Raw genomic sequence first — 23544 nt, forward strand, 5'->3', positions numbered from 1 at the left:
TGGGCCGGTGTCAGCGCTGTGATGGGTACTGACTACCGGTGGACGGTTCGAGCAGTAGGACCGACGGAACACGTCCGGTGAAGCCGAGACGTAGTAGTCCGTAGCCGATGCCTGCCAGGCCGGTCAGAAGGCCGGGCGAGGGCACCCCCCTCGGAGTACCGCATTGCGGTCCGTACTGCTGTACTGCGGCGAGCACCAGGCCGGCGCGGCGTCGGCGCCGGACTGCCTCAATGGCTTGGTGATCGCGTTCGGTCAGCCACAGGAGTGGCTCGACCGCGCCGAGCTCGCCATGACACAGACTCATGTCGGCGAGCACCGGACGTTCGGTGGCGGACTTCAGATAGGCGTCGAGGTCCGCTGGGGCGCCTGCGCTGTACCTGGCCAGCGCAGTACCGGCGTCACCGGAACACCAACCACGGTTGGCGGTCTCGGCTGGCCGATCCAGGTCAGCAGCAACCAGTGCCGCTTCTCGGTACTTGTCGCCCGGTACGCCGTACTGGCCCAGCGCCCAGGCGATGCCCTGATAGCCGCGGGCGAAGCCAGTCGCCGCTGACAACCCGTTGCGGCGTACGCCGAGTTCGACCGCCGTGACCAGTTCGTCAGCGTAGCGCTTGGCCAGCTGTGCAGCGATTGGATGGTCGACCGCTTGCATGGCGGCGAGCCCACCGGCGGCGCCCTCGGTGTAGCTGGGGAACTGGTCGGCGTCCGGGGTCAGCCCGGCAGTGATCTCGAGTGAGGTCGAGAGCCAGTCGGCGAGCTCCGGGTCGTGCAGTAGCGATGCGAGCCGGCTCAGGCCGTAGCTGATGCCACCCAGACCGTAGAAACCCGGGCCGACGAGTTGCGCGGTTTCCGGTGAGGTGGCAAGGGTCTGCAGGAGCTGCGGGATTGGGCGGATCGCGTCCTTCGCCAGTTCGCGGTACTTGTCGGCGCCGGTGAGAGCGCCGATCTGAGCCAGGAAGAGGGCAACGCCGGTGTAGCCGGTCGGGAGACCGGCACCCATCGGCATGACCGACCAGTGGTGGTCATCGAGCAGTTCAAGGCCGAGCCAGTTCGCCCGGCCGGCGTCGCCGTCGACGGTCCGGGCCATGATCTCGTCTGCGATGTCGGTGGCGGCGGCGAGCAACTGCGCCGGGTCCGCCTCCACGGCCTCCAGCGCGCTGCGCTTGGTGGTACAGGCGTGCGCGACCGGCTCCGGCCGGGTGGCCAGTGTGGCCGAGACGATCCATTGCTGCCGGTGCTGGTCGACCTCACTCAGCAGGGCGAGCTTGGCCTCGACCGTCTCCAGTCCTTCGGCGGCGAAGAACCGTGGCACCCGGCTACCGTCGGAGGCCCACAGGTCGCGGCTGCCCGGACGCGTTGCGAACAAGGGGATGTCGCCGGACCACAGATCCGACAACTCGGCCGGTACCAGTTGGTGCAGTGCCGGATCTGCATCCCAGAGCAAGTCGAGTAGTTCGCTGCGTCCGGAGGCGGCACGCATGGCGTCGGGATGCGTCGACTCGTCCAGCAGCGAGGCGTAGGTCTGCGTCGCCCGGGGGACGTAGCGGACCTCGTCGTCGGCGCAGGCAGCGAGCAGACCAGTGGGGCCGGCCAGCTCACGGCGGTTCCAGGAGATCGCCTCGTACGCGGTCTGGAACCCAGCCAGCAAAGCGAGTTCGTGGTCGCGCGGCTCCATCACCTGGCCGTCGAGGATCGGACGGTTCCGGCCGCCCAGCGTCTTGACCGGCCGGCGCACCAGGTGCATGGTGTCCAGCCCCGGGTTGGCCCAGTCGACCATGCTGAGCGGGGCCACCTCGCCGGAATCGCCACCCAGCCCGGAGATGTCAACGGTTCCGTGCTCACCCGTGAACAGCAAGGGCAGCAACGCAGTACGGAAGACCGAGCTCTGCATGGCCGCATGAGCCGGGTCCTGGCCAGGGAGGCCGCTGAGGACGTGGTTCGGGTGGAACAGGGTTTCGACGTCCACCAGCACCGGTTGGTCGCCGTGGGCGATCAGGTTCTCGTGGTGCATGTCCGTGCCGTCCAGGACGTACAGCAGAGCCAGCAGGGCGCCTTGGCGGTGGTAGAAGCGGCGGACCTCCGAGATGTCGAGGCAGGGCGTGTGGTCGACGTACTCGAGCCATCCGTACCCCGGTCGGCGGAGGACCTCGACTGTGCGCAGGTCCAGGCCGGTCTTGCCGTTCAGCCAGTGGACCAGGTCGTTGAAGTGGGTATGCAGATCCAGCGGCCGCGGCTTGTAGATGAGCTTGCGGCCGCCGGCGAAGGTGAGGGTGGCTGTGGAGCGGCCGCCGCGGTGGGGATCGCCCCCGGGATCGACGCTCAGCAAGGGATCTGGATCAGTTCCTTCCAGCAGACCGGCCAGCTGCTCGCGGTCCTCGGCGAGACGGTCCAGCAGCTCGAGGTAACCCTCGACGGCCTGCCGGCACGCCTCGCCCAGGACCCGGGCCAGCACCGGGTATGCGGCCAGGAACTCCGCCAGCTCGCTCCCTCCAACGAGCCGGTGGGTAAAGTCGAGAAAACGCTCAGCCGGTGTGTCACCGGCCAGCTCGCCCCGGTCGCGAGCCCGGGCGAGTTCCAGCACCAACGTCCGCGACGCCAGCCGGACCAGGCGCCGACCGAGCCGCTGGAGGAACTGCTCGGCCAGTACGCCGTCCTGTCCCGCGGCAGTCAGGTCGTGCCGAGCAGTGGCCAGCAGCGGTTCGAGGCACCGGAGCAGCGCTTGCTGCGAGTCACCTGTCACCGGCGGCGAGACGACCGACCTGGCCGTACTGCGTTCGACGTACTCCGCCCAGGCGGGCATCGGCGAGCCCTGCTCGTGCGGACCCATCCCGGCGGACCACCAGGCGTTCGGCTGGTCTGTCCGGGACGTCCCGGTGGTTGCGGAGTTGAGCACGCGCTCAGGCTCCCATCGAGGGATGGGTGTTGCCATGGGTACGGAGCCCCCATATTCCTTCCGGGACCGGCGACCGCCATACCGGAGTGCGCTGTCGGGTGCTGCTGTACCGCGGGATGTCGACTGGGGAGTACAGCACCCCGCGGTCCAGCATCGCCTGCACCGGACGGCCTCTGGTGGAAGGCGGTTCGGCGCAGGAATCCAGGTGTCGGCCGGCTGCCGAACTGCCGACGCCGGGAACGATGCCCGACGGCCGGAAGGAGCGGCAAGGGCTCTACCTACCCAATTTCCCTCGCCGCCGGGTGCTCACGAGCGTGGGTGCGGATGGGGCAGAAGATGGGGGCCGAACACCCATGTGCAAACGGGCCCTGGCTGCGACGGTGAGTGGGTGTACAGCTCAGCCGCACCCGGTCTCCCGGTCTCAGCGCACTCGGTGCTCGACGTAGTGCCGCAGTTGCCGGGGCAGTCCGCTGCGGCCGCTCTGCGGGAGACGGTGGAGGTCGCGCAGGCCGCTGACGACCTCGGCTACCGACGGTTCTGGGTTGCCGAGCAGCACGGCGTACGAGGGGCAGGCGGTGCAAGCCCTGCGGTTGTGGCTGCAGTACTCGCCGCCAGGACCGACCGGATCCGGATGGGCTCGGGCTGTGTGCTGCTGACGAACCACCGGTCGCTGGTGGTCGCAGAGCAGTTCGCGGCGCTCGCGGCGGCGTACCCGGGCCGGATCGACCTTGGTGTCGGCAAGGCGCCGGCCGTCTCGCCCAGTACTGCCGCTGCGCTCGGCCTGACCGACAAGGACAGCTTCCCGGAGCGGCTGGATGAGCTCTGCCGCTTCCTGCGGGACGGGTTGCCCGGCCGTGCGCCTGTCGGCGACGTCCGGCTCGCGTTGGCTGGGCTGCCGCCACCTGTCTTCCTGATGACCGACAACCCGAGTGGCGCGCAGGTGGCCGCAGTACGGGGGTTGCCTCTGTTCCTGGCTCATCACACGGCGGCGACAGGCACGCTGGCGTCCGTGTCGGCGTACCGGGACAGTTTTGAGACAACGGGGCCGACGGGGAAGCCGTATGTCGGGGTGACGGTGGGGGTTGTTGCCGCTGACACCGAAGAGGAGGCAGTGGCCCGGCTGGCGGAGTACGTCCGGGTGAAGTCGCGTCTGAAGACTGCGGCCAACAGGGCCACGCCAACTGAGCTCATGGAGTTGCTGGAGCCATCAGTGACCAGCCGCGAGCAGAACAAGGCCGAGCGGCTGCTGGACGAGCCTGGCTACGTCATCGGCACCCGGGCCGGAGTAGCAGCCGGCCTGGCGTCGGTGGCGGCCAGCACTGGAGCCGACGAGGTCATGCTGGTGCCACTGGCCTTCGACGGCCTTGTCCGGTCAGCCATCCTCCGTACTGCGGCAGCGGGCCTCACCCGTGCCATCCGCAGCGTCCCCCGGCACGCTCCCCACTTCGTCGCCACTGCCTAGCCGGTCGTACCACCGGCCTAAGGTAGTAGCGGTGTCTAGTGAAAGGCGTAGCTGATGTCGCGGGAGCAGGAAGTCGTCGAGGGGTGTCCGACAGAGCTCTTCATCGCAGGCAAGTGGCGACCGGCCGAAGGCGGTAGGACTCTCGCAGTAGAGGACCCGGCCACCGGTACGACGCTGTGCGACGTGGCGGACGCGAGTCCTGCGGACGGGGTGGCTGCACTGGACGCCGCCGTCGCAGCGCAAGCCGACTGGGCCGCCACTGCTCCCCGGGAGCGCGCCGAGATCCTCCGGCGGACCTACGAGCTGATGACCGAGCGGGCCGACGAACTGGCGCTGCTGATGACGCTGGAGATGGGCAAGCCGGTCGCGGAGTCGAAGGGCGAGATCGCGTACGGGGCCGAGTTCTTCCGCTGGTTCGCCGAGGAGGCGGTCCGGATCGAGGGCGGCTACCAGGTCGCGCCGAACGGCAAGGGCCGGCTCGTGGTGATGCGGCAGCCGGTCGGGCCTTGCCTGCTGATCACTCCGTGGAACTTCCCGGCCGCGATGGGCGCCCGCAAGATCGGCCCGGCGGTCGCTGCCGGCTGCACGATGGTGATCAAGCCGGCCGCACAGACGCCGCTGTCGATGCTGAAGCTGGCCGAGCTGATGACGGAGGCGGGTCTGCCGCCCGGCGTGCTGAACGTGGTCACCACGCACGATGCCGGTGGGGTGATGGAGCCGCTGATCCGCGACGGCCGCGCCCGCAAGCTGTCGTTCACCGGCTCGACCGGGGTCGGCGTGAAGCTGATCGAGCAGGCCGCCGAGAAGGTACTGCGGACCAGCATGGAGCTCGGCGGGAACGCACCGTTCCTGGTCTTCGCCGACGCCGATCTCGACAAGGCCGTCGACGGCGCGATGCTGGCCAAGATGCGCAACGGCGGCGAGGCCTGTACCGCGGCGAACCGGATCTACGTGCACTCGTCCGTGCTCGACGAGTTCGCCGCGAAGCTGACCGAGCGGATGTCCGCGCTGAAGGTCGGCCGCGGTACCGAGGACGGCGTCGAGCTGGGCCCGTTGATCGACGCGAAACAGCGTGCCAAGGTGAAGGACCTGGTCGACGACGCCGTTGCCCAGGGCGCCGAAGTACTGACTGGCGGAACGGTTGCTGAGGGCAACGGATACTTCTACCCGCCGACCGTGCTGACCGGCGTACCGAAGTCGGCCCGGTTGCAGAAGGAGGAGATCTTCGGCCCGGTCGCCCCGCTGACCGCGTTCGAGGACGAGGACGAGGCGGTCGCGATGGCCAACGACACCGAGTTCGGCCTGGTCTCCTATCTGTTCACCAGCGATCTCAGCCGTGCGCTGCGGGTCAGCGAGAAGCTCGAGACCGGCATGATCGGCCTGAACCAGGGCATCGTCTCCAACCCGGCCGCCCCGTTCGGCGGCGTCAAGCAGTCCGGCCTCGGCCGCGAGGGCGGCACCGTCGGCATCGACGAGTACCTGGAGCTCAAGTACCTCGCCATCGCGGTGGACTGAGCCCGCTCAGCCGCGCCGGATGGTGTCGATGATGAGGGCGTTGCGGGCCTTCTGGCCGACCGGGACCGAGGGGTGGACGCCGTCCCGCAGGAGAGTTGTGGGCCGTTGTGGTTCCGCGGCGAGGAACTCGGCCCAGGGCACGATGCGCAGGTTCGGGTACCGTCGCTGGGCGGCCGCCAGCTGGGCGTTGAGCCACTGGCTGTTCTGTTGATCCGCGAGCCGCACGGCCGCGGGCTGCTTGGTGCGGGCGACGTAGATGTTCACCCAGAACACCGTTCGGTCCGGGCCGGCGATCCGCATCACCCGGTCGACCTGCTCCACGAAACCCGATGGTTCGAAGATGTCGTTGGAGCCGAGACAGATCAAGATCCGGCGGGGAAGACCGAAGTCGTCGGACCACTGCTGGACCGCGTCGACCGCCGGCCCGGTCGGCCGGGCGGACCAGTTGTGCGTCGCGAGACTGTCCCCGGTCCTGCTCGCCAGGAGCTTCGCCAGCGCCTCGCCGTCCTGGACGGAGATGCTGTCACCGAACATCACGATCCCGTCCTCGCGGCGAACCCGCCTGACCTGCTCGTCCGGCGAGATCCTCTTGCCCTTCTGCTGCCAGACGACCGGCTGCCCCGAGCCGTGTCCACCGCCGATTCCGCTGCTGGACGCCACGGCGGGCCCGACCCGTTCGCCTCGTCCGGCTGGAACAGCCACGACGGCAAACAGTACGGCGCAGGCCAGCGCCAGCATCCCGAACCTGAGCGTTACTCTGCGCAGCAGTCCCGCTCGCATCGTCACCCCACTTCTCGCCCATCCCGTCAGGACGTCTCTGTCCGCAGACGGTGATCAGTTGCCCACCATATAGGCTTGGCGGGCTACTCCTGAAGCCACTTCTGGATGGTCTCCTGGTCCGGCCTGGCCTCGGTGCCGATGGCGTGCGGGACGAAGCGGGCGTAGTAGTCGGTGACCGGGCCGTCGGACTCGCGGACCATCATGCCGGCCGCGACGCCGTCGACGATCCAGCTGCCGATCACCGCCCGGTTGCCCTCGTACGACGGCAGCGGACTCAACTCCTGGTAGACCATCGTGTCGGTGTCGTACGGACCGTCGTGGACGTCGTCCTCGGTGGTGGCGATGGTGTGGATCCTGATGTTGCTGCCCTCGCGCCCGTGCAGCGGCTTGGCCACCCACTCGAGCAGGTCACCCGGCGAACCGAAGTACGCCGGCAGCAGGTTCGGGTGGTCGGGGTAGAGCTCCCACAGCACCGGCAGGATCGCCTTGGTGGACAGCATCGTCTTCCAGATCGGCTCGATCCACTGCACCGGCTCGCGTTCCAGCCCGGACAGGATGTACCGGCCGAACTGGTCGTCGAGCATGTCCTCCCACGGGTAGAGCTTGAACGCCGTCCGGATCTTGCGCCCGCCCCAGTCCACGAACGCGCGCTGCTCCGACTCCCAGCCGAGGTCCTCGATCTCATGCCCGTACGTCGCCAGCCCGGCCATCGCCGCCGTGTCGCGCAGATAGGCCACCGTCATCGCCTCTTCGCCGGTGGTCTCGGCGGCCGAGTTGAAGAAGTGCGCCTCGTTACCCGGGAACGTCCCGGCCGCGCGCCGCTCGCTCCACCACTTGACCAGCCGGTCGTGCACCGAGTTCCACTGGTCCGCGTCGGGGAAGACGTCCTCCAGCCAGTTCCACTGGATCACCGCCGACTCCACCAGCCCGGTCGGGGTGTCGCCGTTGATCTCCAGCATCTTCGGCTCGACCCCGTTCCAGACCAGGTCGAACCGCGCGTACACCGACGGGTCGTCGCGTTTCAGCGACTCCCGGACCATCGGCAGCGTCCCGGACGCCAGCCCGAGCTGTGAGTCGCTGAAGCGGTCACCGGACGCCATCACCGAGGCGGCGTGCTTGCACATCTCGTAGAGCTCCTCGGTGACGCGTTCGAGGTGCAGTACCTCGTCCATCGTCACCTCGTACCAGGCGCTCTCGTTCCAGTACGGCGTCTGGCTGCCGTCAGGCAGGTCCGTCATCGGGAAGACCAGGCCTTGCTCGACGACCTTGTCCTTCCAGCCCGGGCGGGGCTTGATCGAGTGCCGCCACATCAACCGCCAGAGCTCCCCTTGCCTGCCTTGCCGAAACCGCCACGGGCGATGGTGCCGATGTTGCCGCCCTTGGTGTCGAGCCCGCCACGCTGGATGGTCGCAGTACCGCCGGAGGAGTTGCGCAGGCCGGAGGCGCTGTAGGTGCCGCTGGCGGTGTTGTAGCGGCCGCCGATCGGAGGCACGAGGCCGCCGCCGCGAGTGGCCATGTAGAACCAGAAGAAGCCCGCCCCGGAGCCGTGGTACTCGCGCTCGTCCTTGCAGTTCTCGTCCCCGGTGCGCTGCTCGGTCTGTGGGTCGACACAGATCGCGGCGTAGTCCGCCTTGTCGTCGTCGTCATTGCTGCAGCCGGTCAGTGATGCGGCGACCAGCGCGGTCAGTCCCAGGCTGATGCCTACGCTCCGCATCCGTCTGCGTGCTTGCGTCATGGCCTGCCCTCCCCCTCGGCGGGCGGCTTCATCGAGAACATGATCAACGCGCCCACCACCATCGTGACACCCACGACAACTAGCGGCCCGGTACCGACGTCCGAGACGGCCAGAACGAGTACTACGACGAAGCAACCGGCGGCGAGCAACGGGATGACTGCCCGCTGCAGCACTCGGCCCCGGATCGCCCCACTGAAGTACACCGGTACTGCGAGCGCAGTGGCCAGGTAGTAGAGCGACACGAGCACCGAGACGGCTCCCACGGCGTCGGCCAGTATTGCGTCCGAGATGAGGACGAGCGTCACGTAGATGACCAGACTGGCTCCGGCGAAGACCCAGGTGGACACGCTCGGCGTGTGGAAACGAGTGGAGATCCGCGCGAACTGCCCGGGGAACGCGTCTCGCCGGGCCATCGACAGCATCGTCCGGGCCGTCGGCAGGATCGTCGTCTGGGTCGAGGCGAGGGCGGAGACCAGTACGGCTCCCACCAGGACCTTGCCGCCCGCAGTACCGAGCAGGTCGTTGCTCAGGACGGAGAAGAAGTCGTCATCCGCGATCTCGTCCAGCGGGCCGACTCCCGCGTACGCGACGGCTGACCACGCGACTACGGCGTACAGGACGAGCAGGAAGCCGTTGGCGATGAGTGCTGCGATGGCCGGAGTGCGGCGGGGGTTGCGGGTCTCCTCGTTGACGCTGAAGGACGAGTCCCAGCCCCAGTAGAGGAACACGGCGATCAGTACTCCGGTCGCCCACGCTCCCTGGCCGGTGGACGAGAACATCGGGATGCTGAGCGTGCCGGCCTCGAAGAAGGCGTTGATCGCGAACCAGACCAGCGCGACGACCTCGACGGTCAGCAGGATCGTCTGGGTCCAGGCGGCGATCTGGATGCCGCGGTAGGCGAGTGCTGCCATCACGATGATGAACACCGCGCCCAGACCGGCTTGCGCCAGGCGGGAGTCGGCGGCGCCGTCCAGGCCGAACAGCACGTAGGTGTAGACAGAGGCGACCTGGGCGAGGTTGCTCATGACGAGCACACACGCCATCACCGTGGTCCACCCGACCATGCGGCCGACACCGAGGCCGAACGCCTTCTCCGTCCACGGGAACGTCGTACCGCAGTCGGGCTCGGCCCTGTTCAGCTCGCGGAAGCAGAGTGCGACCAGGATGACCGGCACCGCGCTGAGCGCGAGCACCAGGGGAGTGGCGGCGCCGACGTACACGACCAGGAGCCCGACGGCCACTGCCAGTGAGTAGGCGGGCGCGGAGGAGGAGATCCCGATCGCGGTGGACGTGCCCAACCCCAGCGCGTCCCGCCGCAGGCTCCGCCCACGGGACCGCGAATCAGTTGTCGTCGTCATCGTCCCCCCAGAGTGCCATCCCATGGGTCCCCGGACCGCCACCACACACCAAGTCGCGGTTCCGGCGTCTCGGAGCGCGCCGCCACGCTCAGCCGCCAGCGGGGCGAGAGGTTTGTGAGTGGTGGCGGTCCGGGCTACCCGCCCATCAGTTGGGAAACGGTGACGAACTCGAAGCCGCGGGCGCGCAGGCCGGTGATGATCGGGGTGATCGCTTCGTCGGTGTACGGCGCGTTGTCGCCGCCGTGCAGGTGCAGGACGACGATCGAGCCGTTCTGGACCTGCGACATGACCTGCTTGACGATCCGCTGCGGGGACTTGGCGAAGCCGTCGGCGCCCGGCACGTCGAGGCCGACAGCGGTGACGCCGGCCGGGGCGAGCTCATGCAGTGCTGTTCCGTCGTAGCAGCCGCCGGGGAAGCGGAACCACCTGGTGGCGTGCGAGTCGAGCTGGTCCAGCAGTACTACGGCCCGGCGTACGTCGGCGAGCATTTCGGCTCGGGGGACGGTGCCGAGGGTGTAGCAGTGCTTGGTGAAGCCCTTGTGGGCGTAGCTGTGGGTGCCGAGCTCGAACAGCGGGTCGGCGGCCAGCTCGCGAGTGCGGTCGGGGTACTGCTCCATCCACATGCCGGTGAGGAACAGGGTGGCCGGCACGCGATGCTTGCGCAGCTCGGTGATCAGGGGCTCGTTGTAGTACGACTTGACCTTGCCGTGCTGGAGGCGCTTCCGCATCAACGCGGTGAGGTCGGCGTCGAAGGTCAGTGCGACCCGCTTCTTGTCCCGCGGGCCGTGCTGGATGACCGGCATCAGGTTGGTCTCGTGCGACTCGCCTGGGCGTGCGGTCTTGGCGGGCGGCTTGCTGGGTGTCGGTGTCGGTGTCGGCCTGTTGGGCGTCGGCTTCGGCGTAGTGCTGGGTGGTGGGCTGGCCGTCCGGCTGGGGTCGCCGAGCGTCGGAGTACCGGCTGCTGTGCCTGGGGGTGCCGCGGTGTCTCCACAACCGGCCAGTACTACGGACGCGGCCGCGGCGAGCGCGGCGATCCTGATCCCCCAGTGAGCAGTCACGAGCCCCGATTATGCCCGTCAGGCGGGGTCGTCAGGCCCAGGCGCGGTGCTCCCACTCGTCCCGCACGATCGCCCAGACCTGGATGTCGTGGATCTCGCCGTGGTACGGGAACGCCTGCCGCAGCGTGCCCTCGTGCGACATCCCCAGCCGCTTCGCCACCGCGGCACTGCGGGTGTTGGCCGGTACGCAGCGCCACTCGACCCGGTTCATGCCGCGGGTGCCGATCGCCCAGTCGATCAGCAGCTGGGCGGACCGGGTCATCAACCCGTGTCCCTCGGCCTCGGCAGCCAGCCAGACGCCGAGCTCGCAGCTGCCCCAGCCCGCCTCGAAGATGCGGAACAGCAGTCCACCGACGAGTTCGCTGTCCAGCCAGATGCCGTAGATCCGGCCGCCGTCGGCCGCCTGGCGATCGGCGTACCGCTGCAGGAAGTTCCGCGCGCTCTCCTCGTCGACGACGACCTCGGCCCACGGGATGTAGGTCTCGATGTTGGCGCGGGCCTTGTCGATATGCGCCAGGAACTCGGCCGCCTGCCACGGCTCCAGCGACCTCAGCTCGGCGGTCTCGGTGAGCTTCGCTCCGAACAACATTGCTGCCTCCCCGGCGTACATAACAAGTGTTAGGTATCTACTATAGGACGATGCCGGCAAAGGTAGATCACGAGGCCCGACGACGAGACGTCTCCGCCGCGGTCTGGCGCGTCCTGGCCACGGAGGGTTTCGGCGGCCTGACCCTCCGCGCGGTCGCGACGGAGATGGGCGCGACGACAGGCTTGGTGACGCACTACTTCCCCTCCAAGCAGGCGCTGATCGTGCACGCCCTGGAACTCGCGGAGGCGCGCACCCGCGAGCTGGTCCCCTCGATCGAAGGTCTCCGCGGACTCGCAGCCCTCCAGCAGGCGCTGGCCGGCGTACTGCCCCTGAATCCCGAGGGAACCGAGATCAACCGAGTCTGGGTCAGTTCCTGGGACGTAGCCCTGGCGGACCCCGCCCTGCACGCCTTGGAAAAGGCCCGCTACAAACGCTGGCGAGCCCGCCTCAAACCCCTGGTCGAACAGGCCCAACAAGACAACGACCTACCACCAGGCAACCCCGACGACCTGGTCGCCTCCCTGGCAGCCTTCACCCACGGCCTAGTAGTACAGGCCCTCTTCGACCCCCGCGCTTTCTCCCACAAACGCCAACTCCACCTCCTGAAAACCCACCTCGAGGCACTACGCCCCTAGCGGTACCATTCGTGGTCCCACTTGCGGTACCATCGAGGCATGGCTGTGAACTTGAGACTCACCCCCGAGATGACGTCGGCGCTCCAAGCTGAGGCTGACCGCACCGGCAAGTCGCAGCAAGAGATCCTGCGGGAGGCTGTCGTCCGTCACCTTCACCTGGTCGGCGATGGCGACGTGCCCGTTAGCGACCGTGACCGTGCGAGGGCGGCACATGTGGTGACCCCCGCGAGGGTGGCCTACCGGAGGGCGACCCCGCGGATTCGGCTTCCGAAGGGTGTTGACAGCCTGGAGTTGCTCGATCGGGATGACCGCTTCTGATGCATGTCTATGTGGACAGCAGTGCTCTGATCAAGAGGGTGCTCGCCGAAGCGGAATCCGCCGCGCTGGAGGATTTCCTGGAGGAGCACTACCAGCGGGCGGACCTTCTCGCCTCGTCGTCACTTGCCTGGGTCGAGGTCTCCCGGGCAGTACTTGCCCGGGTGAAGCCGGCGGCCGGCGCGGGCGACCTGATCGAGGCAGCGTTGGCTGGAATTGACGAACGTGCAATGACTGCGGACGTCATCAGCGTGGCTCGCCGGATCGAGCCGCTGATCCTGCGCAGTCTGGATGCAATCCACCTGGCGACTGCCGTGCTGACCGATGCCGATCTTGTCGTCACCTACGACGACCGGCTGGCCGATGCGTGTCGCCGCAATGCTCTCGCTGTCCTGATGCCCGGTCGTGACTGACCCCGGGTTGCTCGCACCTCGAGATGCTTAGGCCAGTAGGTCGTTTGCCGAGCGGAGTACCGGCTTGGTGAGTGGGGTTGTTGGAGTGGTTGTGTTGGTGACGTGGAAGGTGTGGGACTCGCCTGCGGTGAGGGTGATCAGGCAGGTGTCTACTCGGGCGCCGGCGTCCAGGCGGTCGGGGAACAACGCCAGATCCTTGGCGAGGGCGGTTGCCGTCACGGTTACGTCGTAGCCGTTGGTCGTCTGGGTGACCTCGGCCGAGTAGGCGTCAGGGTGGAGTTGTAGTGAGGTGTCCTCGACGAAGTAGTGGTACGCCGTACTGCCGTCCGCGCCCTTGATCTCGACGTATTCCGTCGACGGGTTGCCAGGGGTGGCGACCGACTCCGGTAGGGAGTTGAGGACGGCGTCGCGAGCTGGGACCTCCAGTGCGAAGGTTTCGCTTGCCAGGACCTCGCCGCCCATGGCCGTGCTGCGCCGGGAGACCGTCACTTCGGTGCTCCAGGCAACATCCGTGTCGTTGTGCGCGGCAACTACCGGCCCGTCCTCACGTGGCTGGACGGTCAACAGCCGGTCGGCGTACACGCGCTTCAAGGCGTGCCACAAAGGCTTCCGGATACCGTGTCCATCGACGGCGGCCCAGGAGACGACCGGCCAGTTGTCGTTGAGTTGCCAGACGATCGCGCCGGTGTTCATCGGGAACAGGCTGCGGAAGTGCTCGATGCCATAGGCAATCGCCCTGGCCTGGTTGAGCTGTGTCGTCCAGTGCCAGTCGTCCATCGTCTGCCACTTCGGCAGGTGATCGCCCAGACCTCGCTCGAGCTTGAGGTTGCCCTCGAAGGCCTTCTGGTGCACGAGCATCTGCTCGCCGTACGGATCCAGCGGCTCGTCGTGCACGACCGAGGTCAGCGTCGACCAGGCCGGCGGCCCCTGGAACCCGAACTCAGCGACGAAGCGTGGCTTGTACTTCCGGTAGGTCGAGTAATCGACCTGGTTCCACACATCCCAGATGTGCATCGTGCCGTTGCGCTCGTCGTTCGGGTGAATGTAGCGGTCGTAGGAGAACGGGCTGCCGGCCGAGTACGGCGTCCGCGGGTCGAGTTCGGCGACGATCCGGGGGAGGAGGTCGAGGTAGTAGCCCTCACCCCAGCTCCGGCCGGCCAGCGGCTCGCGCCAGCCCCACTCGACGTACCCCCAGAGGTTCTCGTTATTGCCGTTCCAGAGCGCGAGGCTGGCGTGCTGGCTGAGCCGGGTGACGGCTTCGCGGGCTTCGGCCTCGACCTCACCGCGGAGCGGCTCCTCCTCGGAGTACGCCGCGCAGGCGAAGAGGAAGTCCTGCCAGACGAGTACGCCCAGCTCGTCGCAGACGTCGTAGAAGTCGTCGCTCTCGTAGATGCCGCCGCCCCAGACGCGGAGCAGGTTCATGTTCGCGTCGATCGCATCGCGGATGCTGCGCTCGTAGCTCTCGCGGTTGAGCCGGGTGACGAAGGCGTCGTCGGGGATCCAGTTGGCGCCGCGCACGTAGATCGGCCGGTCGTTGACGGACAGGATGAACGGGCCGCCATCCTTGTCCGGGGCAACGTTCATGGTGATGGTCCGGAAGCCGACTCGGCCTTGCCAGTCGTCGCTTTGCTCGCCGGCCGCCACGGAGATGCGCACGTCGTACAGCGGCTGGTCGCCGTACCCGCGCGGCCACCAGAGCTCCACCGCGTCGATCGTCGACGTGACGCCGACGTCTTGGGTGCCTGCAGCAACGGTCATCTGCGTGGTGGTGCCGCCGAGCTCGACCGTGATGGTGGCGTCCTCGGTGGCGCCGTCCGGCCAGGCAAGGGCGACGCGACTATCCAGTACGCCGCGGTCGCGGTCGAGCCCGGCCAACGGGCGAACCGAGTCGATCCGTACGCCGGTCCACGACTCGATCCGGATCGCCCGCCAGATACCGACGGTGGCGACGTCGATTCCCCAGTCCCAGCCGAAGTTGCTCGCCATCTTGCGGATCGCGTTGTAGGGATGGAGATTCGTGTGCGGCCAGAGCCCGGATTCCTCCCGCAGCCGGTTGGCCGTGCCGACCGGCGACTCGAACTCGACCACCAACTCGTTGCTCCCGGCCACCAGCAGCCCGCTGGCCGCGAACCGGTACGACCGGTGCTGGTTGCAGGTCCGCCCGACCTCGACCCCGTTGAGCGTGACCCGCGCCGCCGTGTCGAGGCCGTCAGCAACGAGTTCCTGAACCGCGTGGTCGTCCGGCTCCCAGTCGAAGACGGTCTGGTAACGCCAGCTGCTCTTGCCGATCCAGGCCAGCTTGCCCTCGTTGTCCCCGTCAAACGGATCAGGAATCACTCCGGCCGCCAGCAGATCCGTATGCACCTCACCCGGCACAGTCGCCGCCACCGGCGCCGCCAGCAACGCGCTGTTCCGATCGGGCACCGGCCCATCCACGGCCCGCACAGTCCAGGCGACCCCGCCGTCGGAGGTCAACAAAACAGTCCTGAGCGTCGAAGTCACAGACGATTCCCTCTTTCACAACGAAACACTTGACCGGTTCAGTAACCCTACTGGTGCACAACGCGGCGACCCTGTGGACAACTCGGCCACCGAGAGCAGCCGCCCGGATAGACTTAGTTAGGAAGGACAGGGGGCGCACATCGTCGCCCCCGTCCGTCACCTACTCAGGACCGTCCGGCGCCACAACTCAGCGAGCAGCTGATGCCCAGCCGCGGTCGGGTGGACACCATCGTCGGCGAGCGTTGTCGCGCCCACCGACTCCGCCTGGCGGTTGAACTCGACGTCGGCCGCGACCAGGAGCGCGCCGTACTCCGCAGCCAGGCGCCGTACGACGTCGATCTTGGGATCGAGATCCTCACGCCAGGCGTGCTGCTCATCCTTCACCGCCAGGAGGAACGGCTCGACCAGGACGAGCTGCTTGGCCCGGACTGGTTCGAGCAGCTCGCGGTACGACCGCTCGAACGACTCGGCCGAGGTCGCGTCGTCCTCGTCGTACCGGCGCCAGGTGTCGTTGATGCCGATCAGCACCGAGACGAGGTCCGGCTCGTGCGCGACGACATCGGTCTGCCAGCGCGCCGCGAGGTCGAACGCCCGGTGTCCGGAGATGCCGGCGTTGACGATCCGCGGCCGTTGCGGGCCGAAGGCGTCGTACAGGTTCTTGACGTAGCCGTCGCCGAGGCCCGCCGGATCGCTCCGGCGGCCGCAGTCGGTGACGGAGTCCCCGGCGAACACGATGGTCCGCCGGGGATCCAGGAGAGTTTCCGTCATCAGATGGTCGAGGCGTTGACATCCCAGTCGTCCGGCAGGACGGCGGGGACCTCGACGGTGCTGGTGACATCGACGAACGTGCCGGTGTCGATCGACTCGGTGATGGAGGCCATCACGTCGACAACGTGGAACGCCAGCGCGCCAGTGGCCCGGTGCGGACGGTCCTCACGGATCGCCCGCGCCATCTCCAGTACGCCGGTACCGCGCTCGGCCGTCGCCTTGGTCGTCTCTAGGACCTCCCAGTCCTCAGCACCCGGACGGCGGATCTTGATCTCGCCGTCGAACTGGTTCGGGTCCGGAACCGCGAGCGTTGCCTCGGTACCGGTGATCTCCACGAACCCGCCCCGCGACAGCGGCGACTCGAAGCTGAAGGTGCTCTGCGACGACTGCCCCGACTCGAACCGCGCGATCGCGCTGACGTGGGTCGGAACCGTCACGTCGAAGTCCGTGCCCTGCAGCGGGCCGGATCCGATCGTGCGCTTCTCCCGCGACTTCGAGCCCAGCCCGGCGACGGCCGCGACCGGGCCGAACAGCTGCACCAGCGTGGTCAGGTAGTACGGGCCGATGTCCCACAGCGGGCCGGCGCCCACCTGGAAGAGGAAGGCCGGGTTCGGGTGCCAGGATTCCGGGCCCGGTGACTGCATCAGGGTCAGCGCGGTCAGCGGCTGACCGATGTCACCGCGCTCGATGATGCGGCGCGACTGCTGCAGGCCCGGCCCCAGAATGGTGTCCGGAGCGCAACCCAGCCGGAGTCCCGCGTCCTGAGCGGTCGCGAGCAGCTTGAGACCGCTTTCCTGGTCGAGCGAGAACGGCTTCTCGCTCCACACATGCTTGCCTGCGGCAACGGCTGCCAGGGCGACCTCGACGTGCGCGATCGGGATGGTCAGGTTGACCACGATCTCGACGTCCGGGTTGCTGAGGACCGCTTCCGGCCCGCCGTGGCTCTCGATCCCGTACTCCGCCGCCTTCGCGGCCGCCGCCTCCGGGCGAAGGTCGCCGATGGCAACCACCTTGAGGTCGGGGAAACTCTGCATGCTCTTGAGGTACGCGTCGGAGATGACCCCGGCGCCGATCACACCTACGCCGACAGCAGTCATGCAACGTCCTCCCCGGTCAGGTAGGCGAAGCTGCCGGCGACGGCGTCGAAGATCTCGCCGTCGAAGTCGTCGAGCTCGACCACGCGGAGCGTGCCCGGCGACGCGGCGAGGATGTCGTTCACGGCGATGGAGCCGGCGCCGACCGCCACCTGGGCCTTGTTGTTCAGCGTGCCGTCGCCGTCCTTGATGTGCAGCGCCTTGACCCGCTCACCGAGCCGCCCGAGCAGAGCCGGTACGTCGGCGCCGCCGACCGCGGCCCAGTAGGTGTCGACCTCGAGGATGACCTCGTCGGACAGGTTGTCGGCCAGGATCTCCAGGCCGTGGACGCCGTCGATCACCGACTCCAGCTCGAAGTGGTGGTTGTGGTACCCGACGGTGATGCCGTGGTCGGCAGCCTCGGCCGCCGCCTTGTTCAGCGCCTCGGCCGTCGCCTTGATGTCGTCCGCGGACTGCCAGCGCGCCGGGTCGACGTACGGGTCGATCACGGTGCTGATGCCGAGCTTCTTGGCCACCTCGAAGATCGGGCTGCTGCCTTCGTTGAGCAGCCCGGCGTGCGTGGTGGGAGCCGACAGACCGTACTTGGGCAGCGCTTCGGCCAGCTGGTTTGCCAGGCCGACGACGCCGAAGGGCTCGACCTTGCGGTACCCGATCTCAGCGATGCGGGCCAGCGTGGCGTCGAAGTCCTCCTCCAGCTTGTACCGGACCGTGTAGAGCTGTAGGGACAGATTGTCCACTGCGACCATGTTTTTCTCTCCTCGTCTTCGGAGCCTCCCGCTGCCCATGAGAGTCCCCGGACTGGACTTGCCGAACCGGTTAAGTAACTCGCGGCAGCCTATCCCAGCCACCCACCCTCGGACCACCCCGTAATCACCAGTCGAGCCGCCTTCACGCCCCGAAGACAAGCGCTTGCCGGGGGTTCGCCGGAGCTCCATGTCATCAATGACGAGGTACTGCGGCCGGCGGTCGCCCGGGCGAGCGTGCGACCGCAGTCGTCTGCCGCCCACTGATGGCCTGGAGATCCGCCCCGGCCCATTGAGGGCGTGGCGGTCCGCGCCCGGGCCGCCCCGTGATGGGCTGGGCGACCGCTCATCCCGGGGTCCGTGCGCTTGGTGAGCGGCCGATTACCAACTGTAGTCAGACTCTGGGGGTTTGGTTGAACGGTCGCTCTAGGTGGTGGAAAGCGATTACCTAGAGACGGGGAGTACACAAGGGCCGCAGAATGGGGATCTGCCGGACCGCCCGTCCCGGTTCGGACCGCCCGTTCGAAGGAGGCCACCGTGCCCCGAATCACGATCAAGGAGATTGCCCGACGGGCCGGCGTCTCCAAAGGTGCGGTTTCGTACGCGCTGAACAACCAGCCGGGGGTCTCCGAGGCCACCCGGGCTCGGGTGCTCAAGGTCGCCGAGGAGCTGGAGTGGGTGCCCAACCGGGCGGCCAGGCAGCTGTCGGCGGCGCGGAGCGAAACGTTCGGCCTGGTGCTCGCGAGGAGCGCCAAGACCCTGAGTGAGGAACCGTTCTACATGGGCTTCGTGGGTGGCGTGGAGTCCGTGCTGAGTGAGAAGTCGTACGCGCTCGCCCTGCAGGTCGTACCGGACCTGGAGGAGGAGATGGCGACGTACCGCAAGTGGGCCGCCGAGCGCCGGGTGGATGGCGTGGTGGTGGTCGATCTACGCGTCGCCGATCCGCGGATCCCGTTGCTGCGCAAGCTGGAACTGCCCGCGGTACTGGTCGGCGATCCGGCGCTGGCCGATGGGCTGGCGTGCGTCTGGACCGACGGTACGACGGCGATGTACGCCGCGGTGGAGCATGTCGCGTCGCTCGGGCATCAAGCGATCGCCCGGGTGGCCGGGCCGCCCGAGCACGGTCATGTTTGGATCCGGGATCAGGCGTTCGCTGCGGTGTGCCGGAGGCTGGGGCTGGATGCGCGGGTGCTGCATACCGACTTCTCCGGTGAGGAAGGTGCTGCCGCGACGCGGGAGCTGATGGCGACCGAAGGGAGGCCGACGGCGATCATCTACGACAACGACCTGATGGCCGTCGCCGGATTGTCGGTGGTGAACGGTCTCGGGCTCCGTTCGCCGGACGATGTCACGCTGGTCGCCTGGGACGACTCGACGCTGTGCCGGCTGGTGCATCCGACCCTGACCGCGATTAGCCACAACATCGTTGCCTATGGCGCCGAAGTCGCGCATCGGCTGTTCGGCTTGCTCGAAGGCGCGATGCCGGAGTCGCACCTCTACTCGACCCCCGCGCTGGTAGTACGCGGCAGCTCGGGGCCGCCACCCGCCTGATCCCGGCGCGGAAGTGGCGTCCTCGAACACCACCTGGTGACCTCGGACAAGGTATGCCCTGTCCAAGGCCGCCGGATGGTGTTCAAGCCCACCACTAGTGGGCTTGCCCCGCTTGGGGTGGTGGGGGCAGGGCGGTGGTTAGCCGGCGGGGGCTGCTGTGACCTTCACCGGTACGCCGTTCAGCGCGGCGGTGCCTGACACGTGATCGGTGAGAGCCGCATCCGTCACGTCGTTGGCGCTCGCCCCGGCGACCTGGTTGGCCACCGAGAGCTTGGCCCCTGGCCTGCCATGCCCGAAGCCGTGCGGAAGGCTGACCACGCCGGGCATCATGTCGTTGCTAGAGGCAACCTCCACCGACACGGTGCCCGAAGCAGAGCTGATCTCCACCAGCTGCCCATCGCTGAGATCCCGCTCGCGCAGATCATCCGGATTCATCAGCAACTGATGGCGCGGCTTGCCCTTCACCAAGCGAGCCGAGTTGTGCATCCAGGAGTTGTTGCTCCGCAGATGCCGCCGCCCGATCAGCAGCAGCCCATCGCCATCACGATCGGCGAACAAAGCCTCAAAAGCACTCGGCAGCTCATCGACGATCAACGCCGGTACAAGATCGATCCGCTTCGACTTCGTGTACAGCCCACCGGGCAGAGCGGGCTGTAACGGCCCGAGATCCACGCCGCCGACAGACTTCCGCAGCTTCCGGACCGACAGCCGATAAGGCCCGATCCGCAACCCAAGATCGACCACGCGGCGAGGCGACAACCGCAGACGCAACGACGCGACAGCCGTCTTCCGGCTCCGCGGCGCATCGCGCAACAACGCCAGCCCCAGCCCCCGGAAGATCTCCCAGTCGTGCCGCGACTCCGACGGCCGCGGCAGTACTGCGTCGTTCCACCGAGCCGTGTTCCGTACTGCGAGTTGGTGGAAGGCCAAGTCGTAATGCTCTCGCTCCAGCGGTGGCGTCGGCGGCAGGATCACGTCCGCATGCCGGGTCGTCTCGTTGATGTAGGGATCGACGCAGACCATGAAATCAAGGGTTTCCAGCGCCTCGTCGAGCTTGCGTCCATTGGGCGTGGACAGCACCGGATTGCCCGCGATCGTCACCATCGCGCGGATCTGCCCATCGCCCGGCGTCGAGATCTCCTCAGCCATCACCGACGCCGGCAACTCGCCGCCGAACTCGGGCAGCGATCGCACCCGGCTCTTCCAGACGCCGATGTGCCCCCGCCCGATCCCGCGCAGCGTGTCGACAGCCGGCCGCGGGAACATCGACCCGCCCGGCCGGTCGAGGTTGCCGGTGATGATGTTGAGCACCTGCACGGCCCACTGGCAGATCGCGCCGAACTGCTGCGTCGACACCCCGAGCCGTCCGTAACAAGCGGCGGTCTCCGCAGCGGCGAACTCGCGCGCGATCCGCCGGATGTCCTCCGCCGGAATCCCCGTCACGGAAGCCGCGCGCTCGGGCGTCCACTCGCGGGTCACCGACTCCACCACGTCAAGACCATCCACGTACTGCGCCGGCTTCGCCGATCCGTCGCGCAGAACCTCATGGATCAAGGCCAGCAGGAATGCAGCATCCGTGCCCGGCCGGACGAAGTGGTGCTCATCCGCCACAGCTGCCGTCTCGGTCCGCCGCGGGTCGATGACCACGACCCGCCCGCCGCGCTTCTGCAGCTCCTTGAGTCGCCGGCCGAAGCCAGGCGCCGTCATCATGCTGCCGTTGGACGCGAGCGGGTTCGCGCCCAGCATCAGGAGGTACGACGTCCTGTCGATGTCGGCGACCGGGACCATCAACTGGTGCCCGTAGAGCAGATGGCACGCGAGCATGTGCGGCAGCTGATCGACCGACGTCGCGCTGAACCGGTTCCGCGTCTTCAGCAGCCGGACCAGCGTCGGCATGTGCGTCATCGCGCCCACGCTGTGCACGTTCGGGTTGCCGAGGTAGACGCCGATCGAGTTCTTGCCATGCGCCTTCTGGACCGACCTCAGCTGGTCGGCGACGTACGTGTAGGCCTCCTCCCAGCCCATCTCCTGCCAGCCGGTGGCAGTACGCCGTACCGGCTGGGTGAGGCGGTCTGGGTCTTCCTGGAGGTCGCGTAGCGCCACCGCCTTCGGGCAGATGTGTCCGCGGGACAGCGGGTCCGCCTCGTCGCCGCGGATGTCGGTGACGCGGCCGCCCTCGACGGTCACGAGCACGCCGCAGATGGCCTCACACAGGTTGCACGAAGTACGCCGCACGGTCGCCATCCAGCCAAACTACTCCTGGGTAGCGACGTCTACTACCTGGGGCGAGCCGCTACTCGAAGCGGGCTTCGTCGAGGCGGCCGAGGATGGCGTCGACGGTTTCGTTCGGGGACAGGTCGGAATTGTCCAGCCAGAGGCCGCGGCGCGGGCTGAAGGCATGCAGCTCGTAGTCGAGCTCGTCGACCGAGTGCCTGTGCTCGGAGCCGAGCCGGTTGTGGATCACCTCGGGCCGGGGAGTGAGCACGACCAGGTATCGCGGCCGGGTCTGGATGCCGTCGAGGAACTCCCGCAGCAGTTCACCGATCACGACGTCCTGCAGGACGACGGTGAAGCCGGCCTGCGCGTAGCCGTCGGCGGCCTGGCAGGCCAGCCGGTAGCGCAACTTGAGTTGTTTCTGCGCTTCCGCGCCGTTCTCGATCGCGGACGAGGCCTGACCGCTGACGATCATCCGGCGGAACACGTCGCCGCGCAGATGGACGCCGTACTGGAAGCGTTCGGCGAGCAGTTGGGAGACGGTGGATTTGCCGGCCGCCATGATCCCGCTGACGACGATCACCCCCTCGGTCTCCATGTAGGGGATGGTGCCACCCAGGACAACCTTTTAGTCAGCCCTTACCCAGATCTTCTTTGCTACTGGACAACTGCTTCAACGCTCTAGTTCTTGCAGGTGTGCGCGAAGGATCTCTCGGACGCGATCAGGAGTGCTGGCGGTCGGCTGGACGGCCGCGTGCAGGGAGAGGCCGTCGATGATCGCGTGCAGGCGTTCGGTCTCGCGATCGAGGTTCAGATCCGACCGGAGCGCGCCGGTCTGGGAGAGGCTGACGAGCAAGGACTCGCAGAGGTCGCGCAGGCTCTGATTGACCTGGGTGAGGAGGTCGCGCAGGACGCCCGCGCCGGAGTCGGCCTGTGCCTGGGCGGTGAAGGAGAGCCAGATGTCGAACTCGGCCTGCCGCTCGGCGTCCAGCGGGATCACCTCCTCCAGGTAGCGCAGGGCGATCTCGGTCGGCGTACCGGTGGGCTCGATCGCGCTGATCCTCGTCCGGACCCGGCGGGAGACCAGGTCCATCGCGAAGGCGATCAGCCCGTCCTGGTCGGGGAAGTAGTAGCGGACGGCGCCGGCGGACCAGCCTGCCTCCGCGGCGACGGTACGAACCGAGGCGGCGCGCATGCCGTCGCGGCGGACCACCCGCCACAGGGCCTGGGCGATCTCCTCGCGGCGGGCGTCGTGGTCGACGATCTTTGGCATCTGCCCTTTTTAGCACGGCCGTGTTAGAGTCGTTGTATTGACACGGTCGTATTGAATAAACGGAAGGGTGAATCCCGTGCTGCTCGCTGTGATCGCCGGGTGCGAGATCGGTTTCTGGGTCCTGCTGGCCGCAGGCATGCTGACGCGGTACCTGTTGCGGCTGCCGCGGGTGGGCATGGTGTTGCTCGCGATGGTCCCGCTCGTCGACGTGGTGATGCTGGTCGCCAGCGTGATCGACATCCGGTCCGGGGGAGAGCCTTCGTTCAAGCACTCGCTGGCCGCGATCTTCATCGGCGTCAGCGTCGGCTTCGGTCACCAGAGCCTCAAGTGGGCCGACGGCTGGGCGGCGTACAAGTTCGCCGGTGGGCCGCGACCGGTCAAGCCGAAGAAGGGCACCCGCGAGAAGGCGCGCCGCGAGCGCCAGGGCTGGTACCGGCACGTGCTCGCGTACGGCGTTGGCGTCGGCGTGATGATCGCTCTCGGGCTGCTGTCCGGTAAGGGATTCGACGCTCTGCTCGGCCCGGCGTGGATCTGGACCCTCGTGCTGGTGATCGACGGCTTCGTCTCGTTCAGCTACAGCACCGAGATCGACAAAGACGAGGACCAGAAGATCGAGGAGAAGCAACCCGCCTGACCTCCCAGCCAG

The 23544-nt window shown here is 67.8% G+C and carries 21 protein-coding genes; 7 read left to right on the plus strand and 14 right to left on the minus strand.

What is annotated here, in order from left to right:
- Positions 1–10: 10 nt before the first annotated feature.
- Entirely contained in the window at positions 11–2893 is a 2883-nt protein-coding gene (locus A3ES_RS0135240; RefSeq protein ID WP_020391549.1) for a type 2 lanthipeptide synthetase LanM family protein, read from the minus strand.
- A 388-nt stretch (positions 2894–3281) separates the two neighbouring features.
- Between A3ES_RS0135240 and A3ES_RS49530 the strand changes: the two genes are divergently transcribed.
- Together A3ES_RS49530 and A3ES_RS0135250 are read left to right on the plus strand one after the other, a co-directional pair.
- Positions 3282–4355 carry an MsnO8 family LLM class oxidoreductase gene (locus A3ES_RS49530; protein WP_020391550.1) on the plus strand — a complete coding sequence of 358 codons (1074 nt, stop codon included), beginning with the start codon at positions 3282–3284 and terminating at the stop codon, positions 4353–4355.
- A gap of 54 nt (positions 4356–4409) precedes the next feature.
- Entirely contained in the window at positions 4410–5870 is a 1461-nt protein-coding gene (locus A3ES_RS0135250) for an NAD-dependent succinate-semialdehyde dehydrogenase (RefSeq protein WP_020391551.1), read from the plus strand.
- A 6-nt stretch (positions 5871–5876) separates the two neighbouring features.
- Here A3ES_RS0135250 and A3ES_RS0135255 read toward each other — a convergent pair whose 3' ends face one another.
- The 6 genes from A3ES_RS0135255 to A3ES_RS0135285 form a co-directional block, all read right to left on the minus strand.
- A complete protein-coding gene (locus tag A3ES_RS0135255; RefSeq protein ID WP_237745150.1) occupies positions 5877–6650 on the minus strand; it encodes a GDSL-type esterase/lipase family protein in 774 nt (257 codons plus the stop codon).
- 83 nt (positions 6651–6733) lie between these two features.
- A complete protein-coding gene (locus A3ES_RS0135260) occupies positions 6734–7960 on the minus strand; it encodes a glutathionylspermidine synthase family protein (protein ID WP_020391553.1) in 1227 nt (408 codons plus the stop codon).
- Positions 7960–8364, minus strand: a complete 405-nt coding sequence (locus tag A3ES_RS0135265) for a hypothetical protein (RefSeq protein WP_020391554.1) — start codon at positions 8362–8364, stop codon at positions 7960–7962. Before A3ES_RS0135265 ends, A3ES_RS0135260 begins: the two co-directional genes overlap by 1 nt.
- Before the next feature lie 17 nt (positions 8365–8381).
- Positions 8382–9743 carry an APC family permease gene (locus A3ES_RS0135270; protein WP_040456313.1) on the minus strand — a complete coding sequence of 454 codons (1362 nt, stop codon included), beginning with the start codon at positions 9741–9743 and terminating at the stop codon, positions 8382–8384.
- Between the two features lie 134 nt (positions 9744–9877).
- Entirely contained in the window at positions 9878–10801 is a 924-nt protein-coding gene (locus A3ES_RS0135275) for a polysaccharide deacetylase family protein (RefSeq protein WP_051084881.1), read from the minus strand.
- A gap of 31 nt (positions 10802–10832) precedes the next feature.
- The gene (locus A3ES_RS0135285; RefSeq protein ID WP_020391558.1) at positions 10833–11390 is read right to left on the minus strand and encodes a GNAT family N-acetyltransferase; all 558 of its coding nucleotides are present in this window, start codon (positions 11388–11390) and stop codon (positions 10833–10835) included.
- A gap of 50 nt (positions 11391–11440) precedes the next feature.
- On the opposite strand from A3ES_RS0135285, the gene A3ES_RS0135290 reads away from it, so the two are divergent.
- Genes A3ES_RS0135290 through A3ES_RS0135300 form a run of 3 tightly spaced genes read left to right on the plus strand, consistent with a single transcriptional unit; the run spans position 11441 to position 12753 of the window.
- Complete coding sequence (locus tag A3ES_RS0135290) at positions 11441–12025, plus strand: TetR/AcrR family transcriptional regulator (protein WP_020391559.1); 585 nt, start codon at positions 11441–11443, stop codon at positions 12023–12025.
- Positions 12026–12064: 39 nt separating this feature from the next.
- Complete coding sequence (locus tag A3ES_RS0135295; protein ID WP_020391560.1) at positions 12065–12343, plus strand: ribbon-helix-helix protein, CopG family; 279 nt, start codon at positions 12065–12067, stop codon at positions 12341–12343.
- Positions 12343–12753 (plus strand): type II toxin-antitoxin system VapC family toxin, encoded by a 411-nt coding sequence (locus A3ES_RS0135300; RefSeq protein ID WP_020391561.1) that lies wholly within the window; start codon positions 12343–12345, stop codon positions 12751–12753. The genes A3ES_RS0135295 and A3ES_RS0135300 overlap by 1 nt, the downstream gene beginning before the upstream one ends.
- Before the next feature lie 27 nt (positions 12754–12780).
- On the opposite strand, the gene A3ES_RS0135305 is transcribed toward A3ES_RS0135300, so the two are convergent.
- From A3ES_RS0135305 to A3ES_RS0135320, 4 genes are all read right to left on the minus strand, one after another.
- The gene (locus tag A3ES_RS0135305) at positions 12781–15255 is read right to left on the minus strand and encodes a glycoside hydrolase family 2 protein (protein ID WP_157630912.1); all 2475 of its coding nucleotides are present in this window, start codon (positions 15253–15255) and stop codon (positions 12781–12783) included.
- Positions 15256–15411: 156 nt separating this feature from the next.
- The gene (locus tag A3ES_RS0135310; RefSeq protein WP_020391563.1) at positions 15412–16023 is read right to left on the minus strand and encodes an SGNH/GDSL hydrolase family protein; all 612 of its coding nucleotides are present in this window, start codon (positions 16021–16023) and stop codon (positions 15412–15414) included.
- Entirely contained in the window at positions 16023–17120 is a 1098-nt protein-coding gene (locus A3ES_RS0135315) for a Gfo/Idh/MocA family protein (RefSeq protein ID WP_020391564.1), read from the minus strand. Before A3ES_RS0135315 ends, A3ES_RS0135310 begins: the two co-directional genes overlap by 1 nt.
- On the minus strand, positions 17117–17863 hold the full coding sequence (locus A3ES_RS0135320) for a sugar phosphate isomerase/epimerase family protein (RefSeq protein WP_020391565.1): 747 nt from the start codon (positions 17861–17863) through the stop codon (positions 17117–17119). Before A3ES_RS0135320 ends, A3ES_RS0135315 begins: the two co-directional genes overlap by 4 nt.
- 534 nt (positions 17864–18397) lie before the next feature.
- Here A3ES_RS0135320 and A3ES_RS0135325 point away from each other — a divergent pair.
- Positions 18398–19411 (plus strand): LacI family DNA-binding transcriptional regulator, encoded by a 1014-nt coding sequence (locus A3ES_RS0135325; protein ID WP_020391566.1) that lies wholly within the window; start codon positions 18398–18400, stop codon positions 19409–19411.
- 138 nt (positions 19412–19549) lie between these two features.
- Here A3ES_RS0135325 and A3ES_RS0135330 read toward each other — a convergent pair whose 3' ends face one another.
- The 3 genes from A3ES_RS0135330 to A3ES_RS0135340 all read right to left on the minus strand — a co-directional run bounded on the left by A3ES_RS0135330 (position 19550) and on the right by A3ES_RS0135340 (position 22898).
- Positions 19550–21655 carry a molybdopterin-dependent oxidoreductase gene (locus A3ES_RS0135330; protein WP_020391567.1) on the minus strand — a complete coding sequence of 702 codons (2106 nt, stop codon included), beginning with the start codon at positions 21653–21655 and terminating at the stop codon, positions 19550–19552.
- A gap of 49 nt (positions 21656–21704) precedes the next feature.
- The gene (locus A3ES_RS0135335; protein ID WP_020391568.1) at positions 21705–22223 is read right to left on the minus strand and encodes an AAA family ATPase; all 519 of its coding nucleotides are present in this window, start codon (positions 22221–22223) and stop codon (positions 21705–21707) included.
- Between the two features lie 75 nt (positions 22224–22298).
- Positions 22299–22898: a TetR/AcrR family transcriptional regulator gene (locus A3ES_RS0135340; RefSeq protein WP_020391569.1), complete on the minus strand. Its 600-nt coding sequence runs from the start codon at positions 22896–22898 to the stop codon at positions 22299–22301.
- A 76-nt stretch (positions 22899–22974) separates the two neighbouring features.
- Between A3ES_RS0135340 and A3ES_RS0135345 the strand changes: the two genes are divergently transcribed.
- Complete coding sequence (locus A3ES_RS0135345; RefSeq protein ID WP_020391570.1) at positions 22975–23532, plus strand: 2TM domain-containing protein; 558 nt, start codon at positions 22975–22977, stop codon at positions 23530–23532.
- The last annotated feature ends 12 nt before the right edge of the window (positions 23533–23544 follow it).

This window comes from Kribbella catacumbae DSM 19601 (genome assembly GCF_000372465.1).
Lineage (GTDB): Bacteria > Actinomycetota > Actinomycetes > Propionibacteriales > Kribbellaceae > Kribbella > Kribbella catacumbae.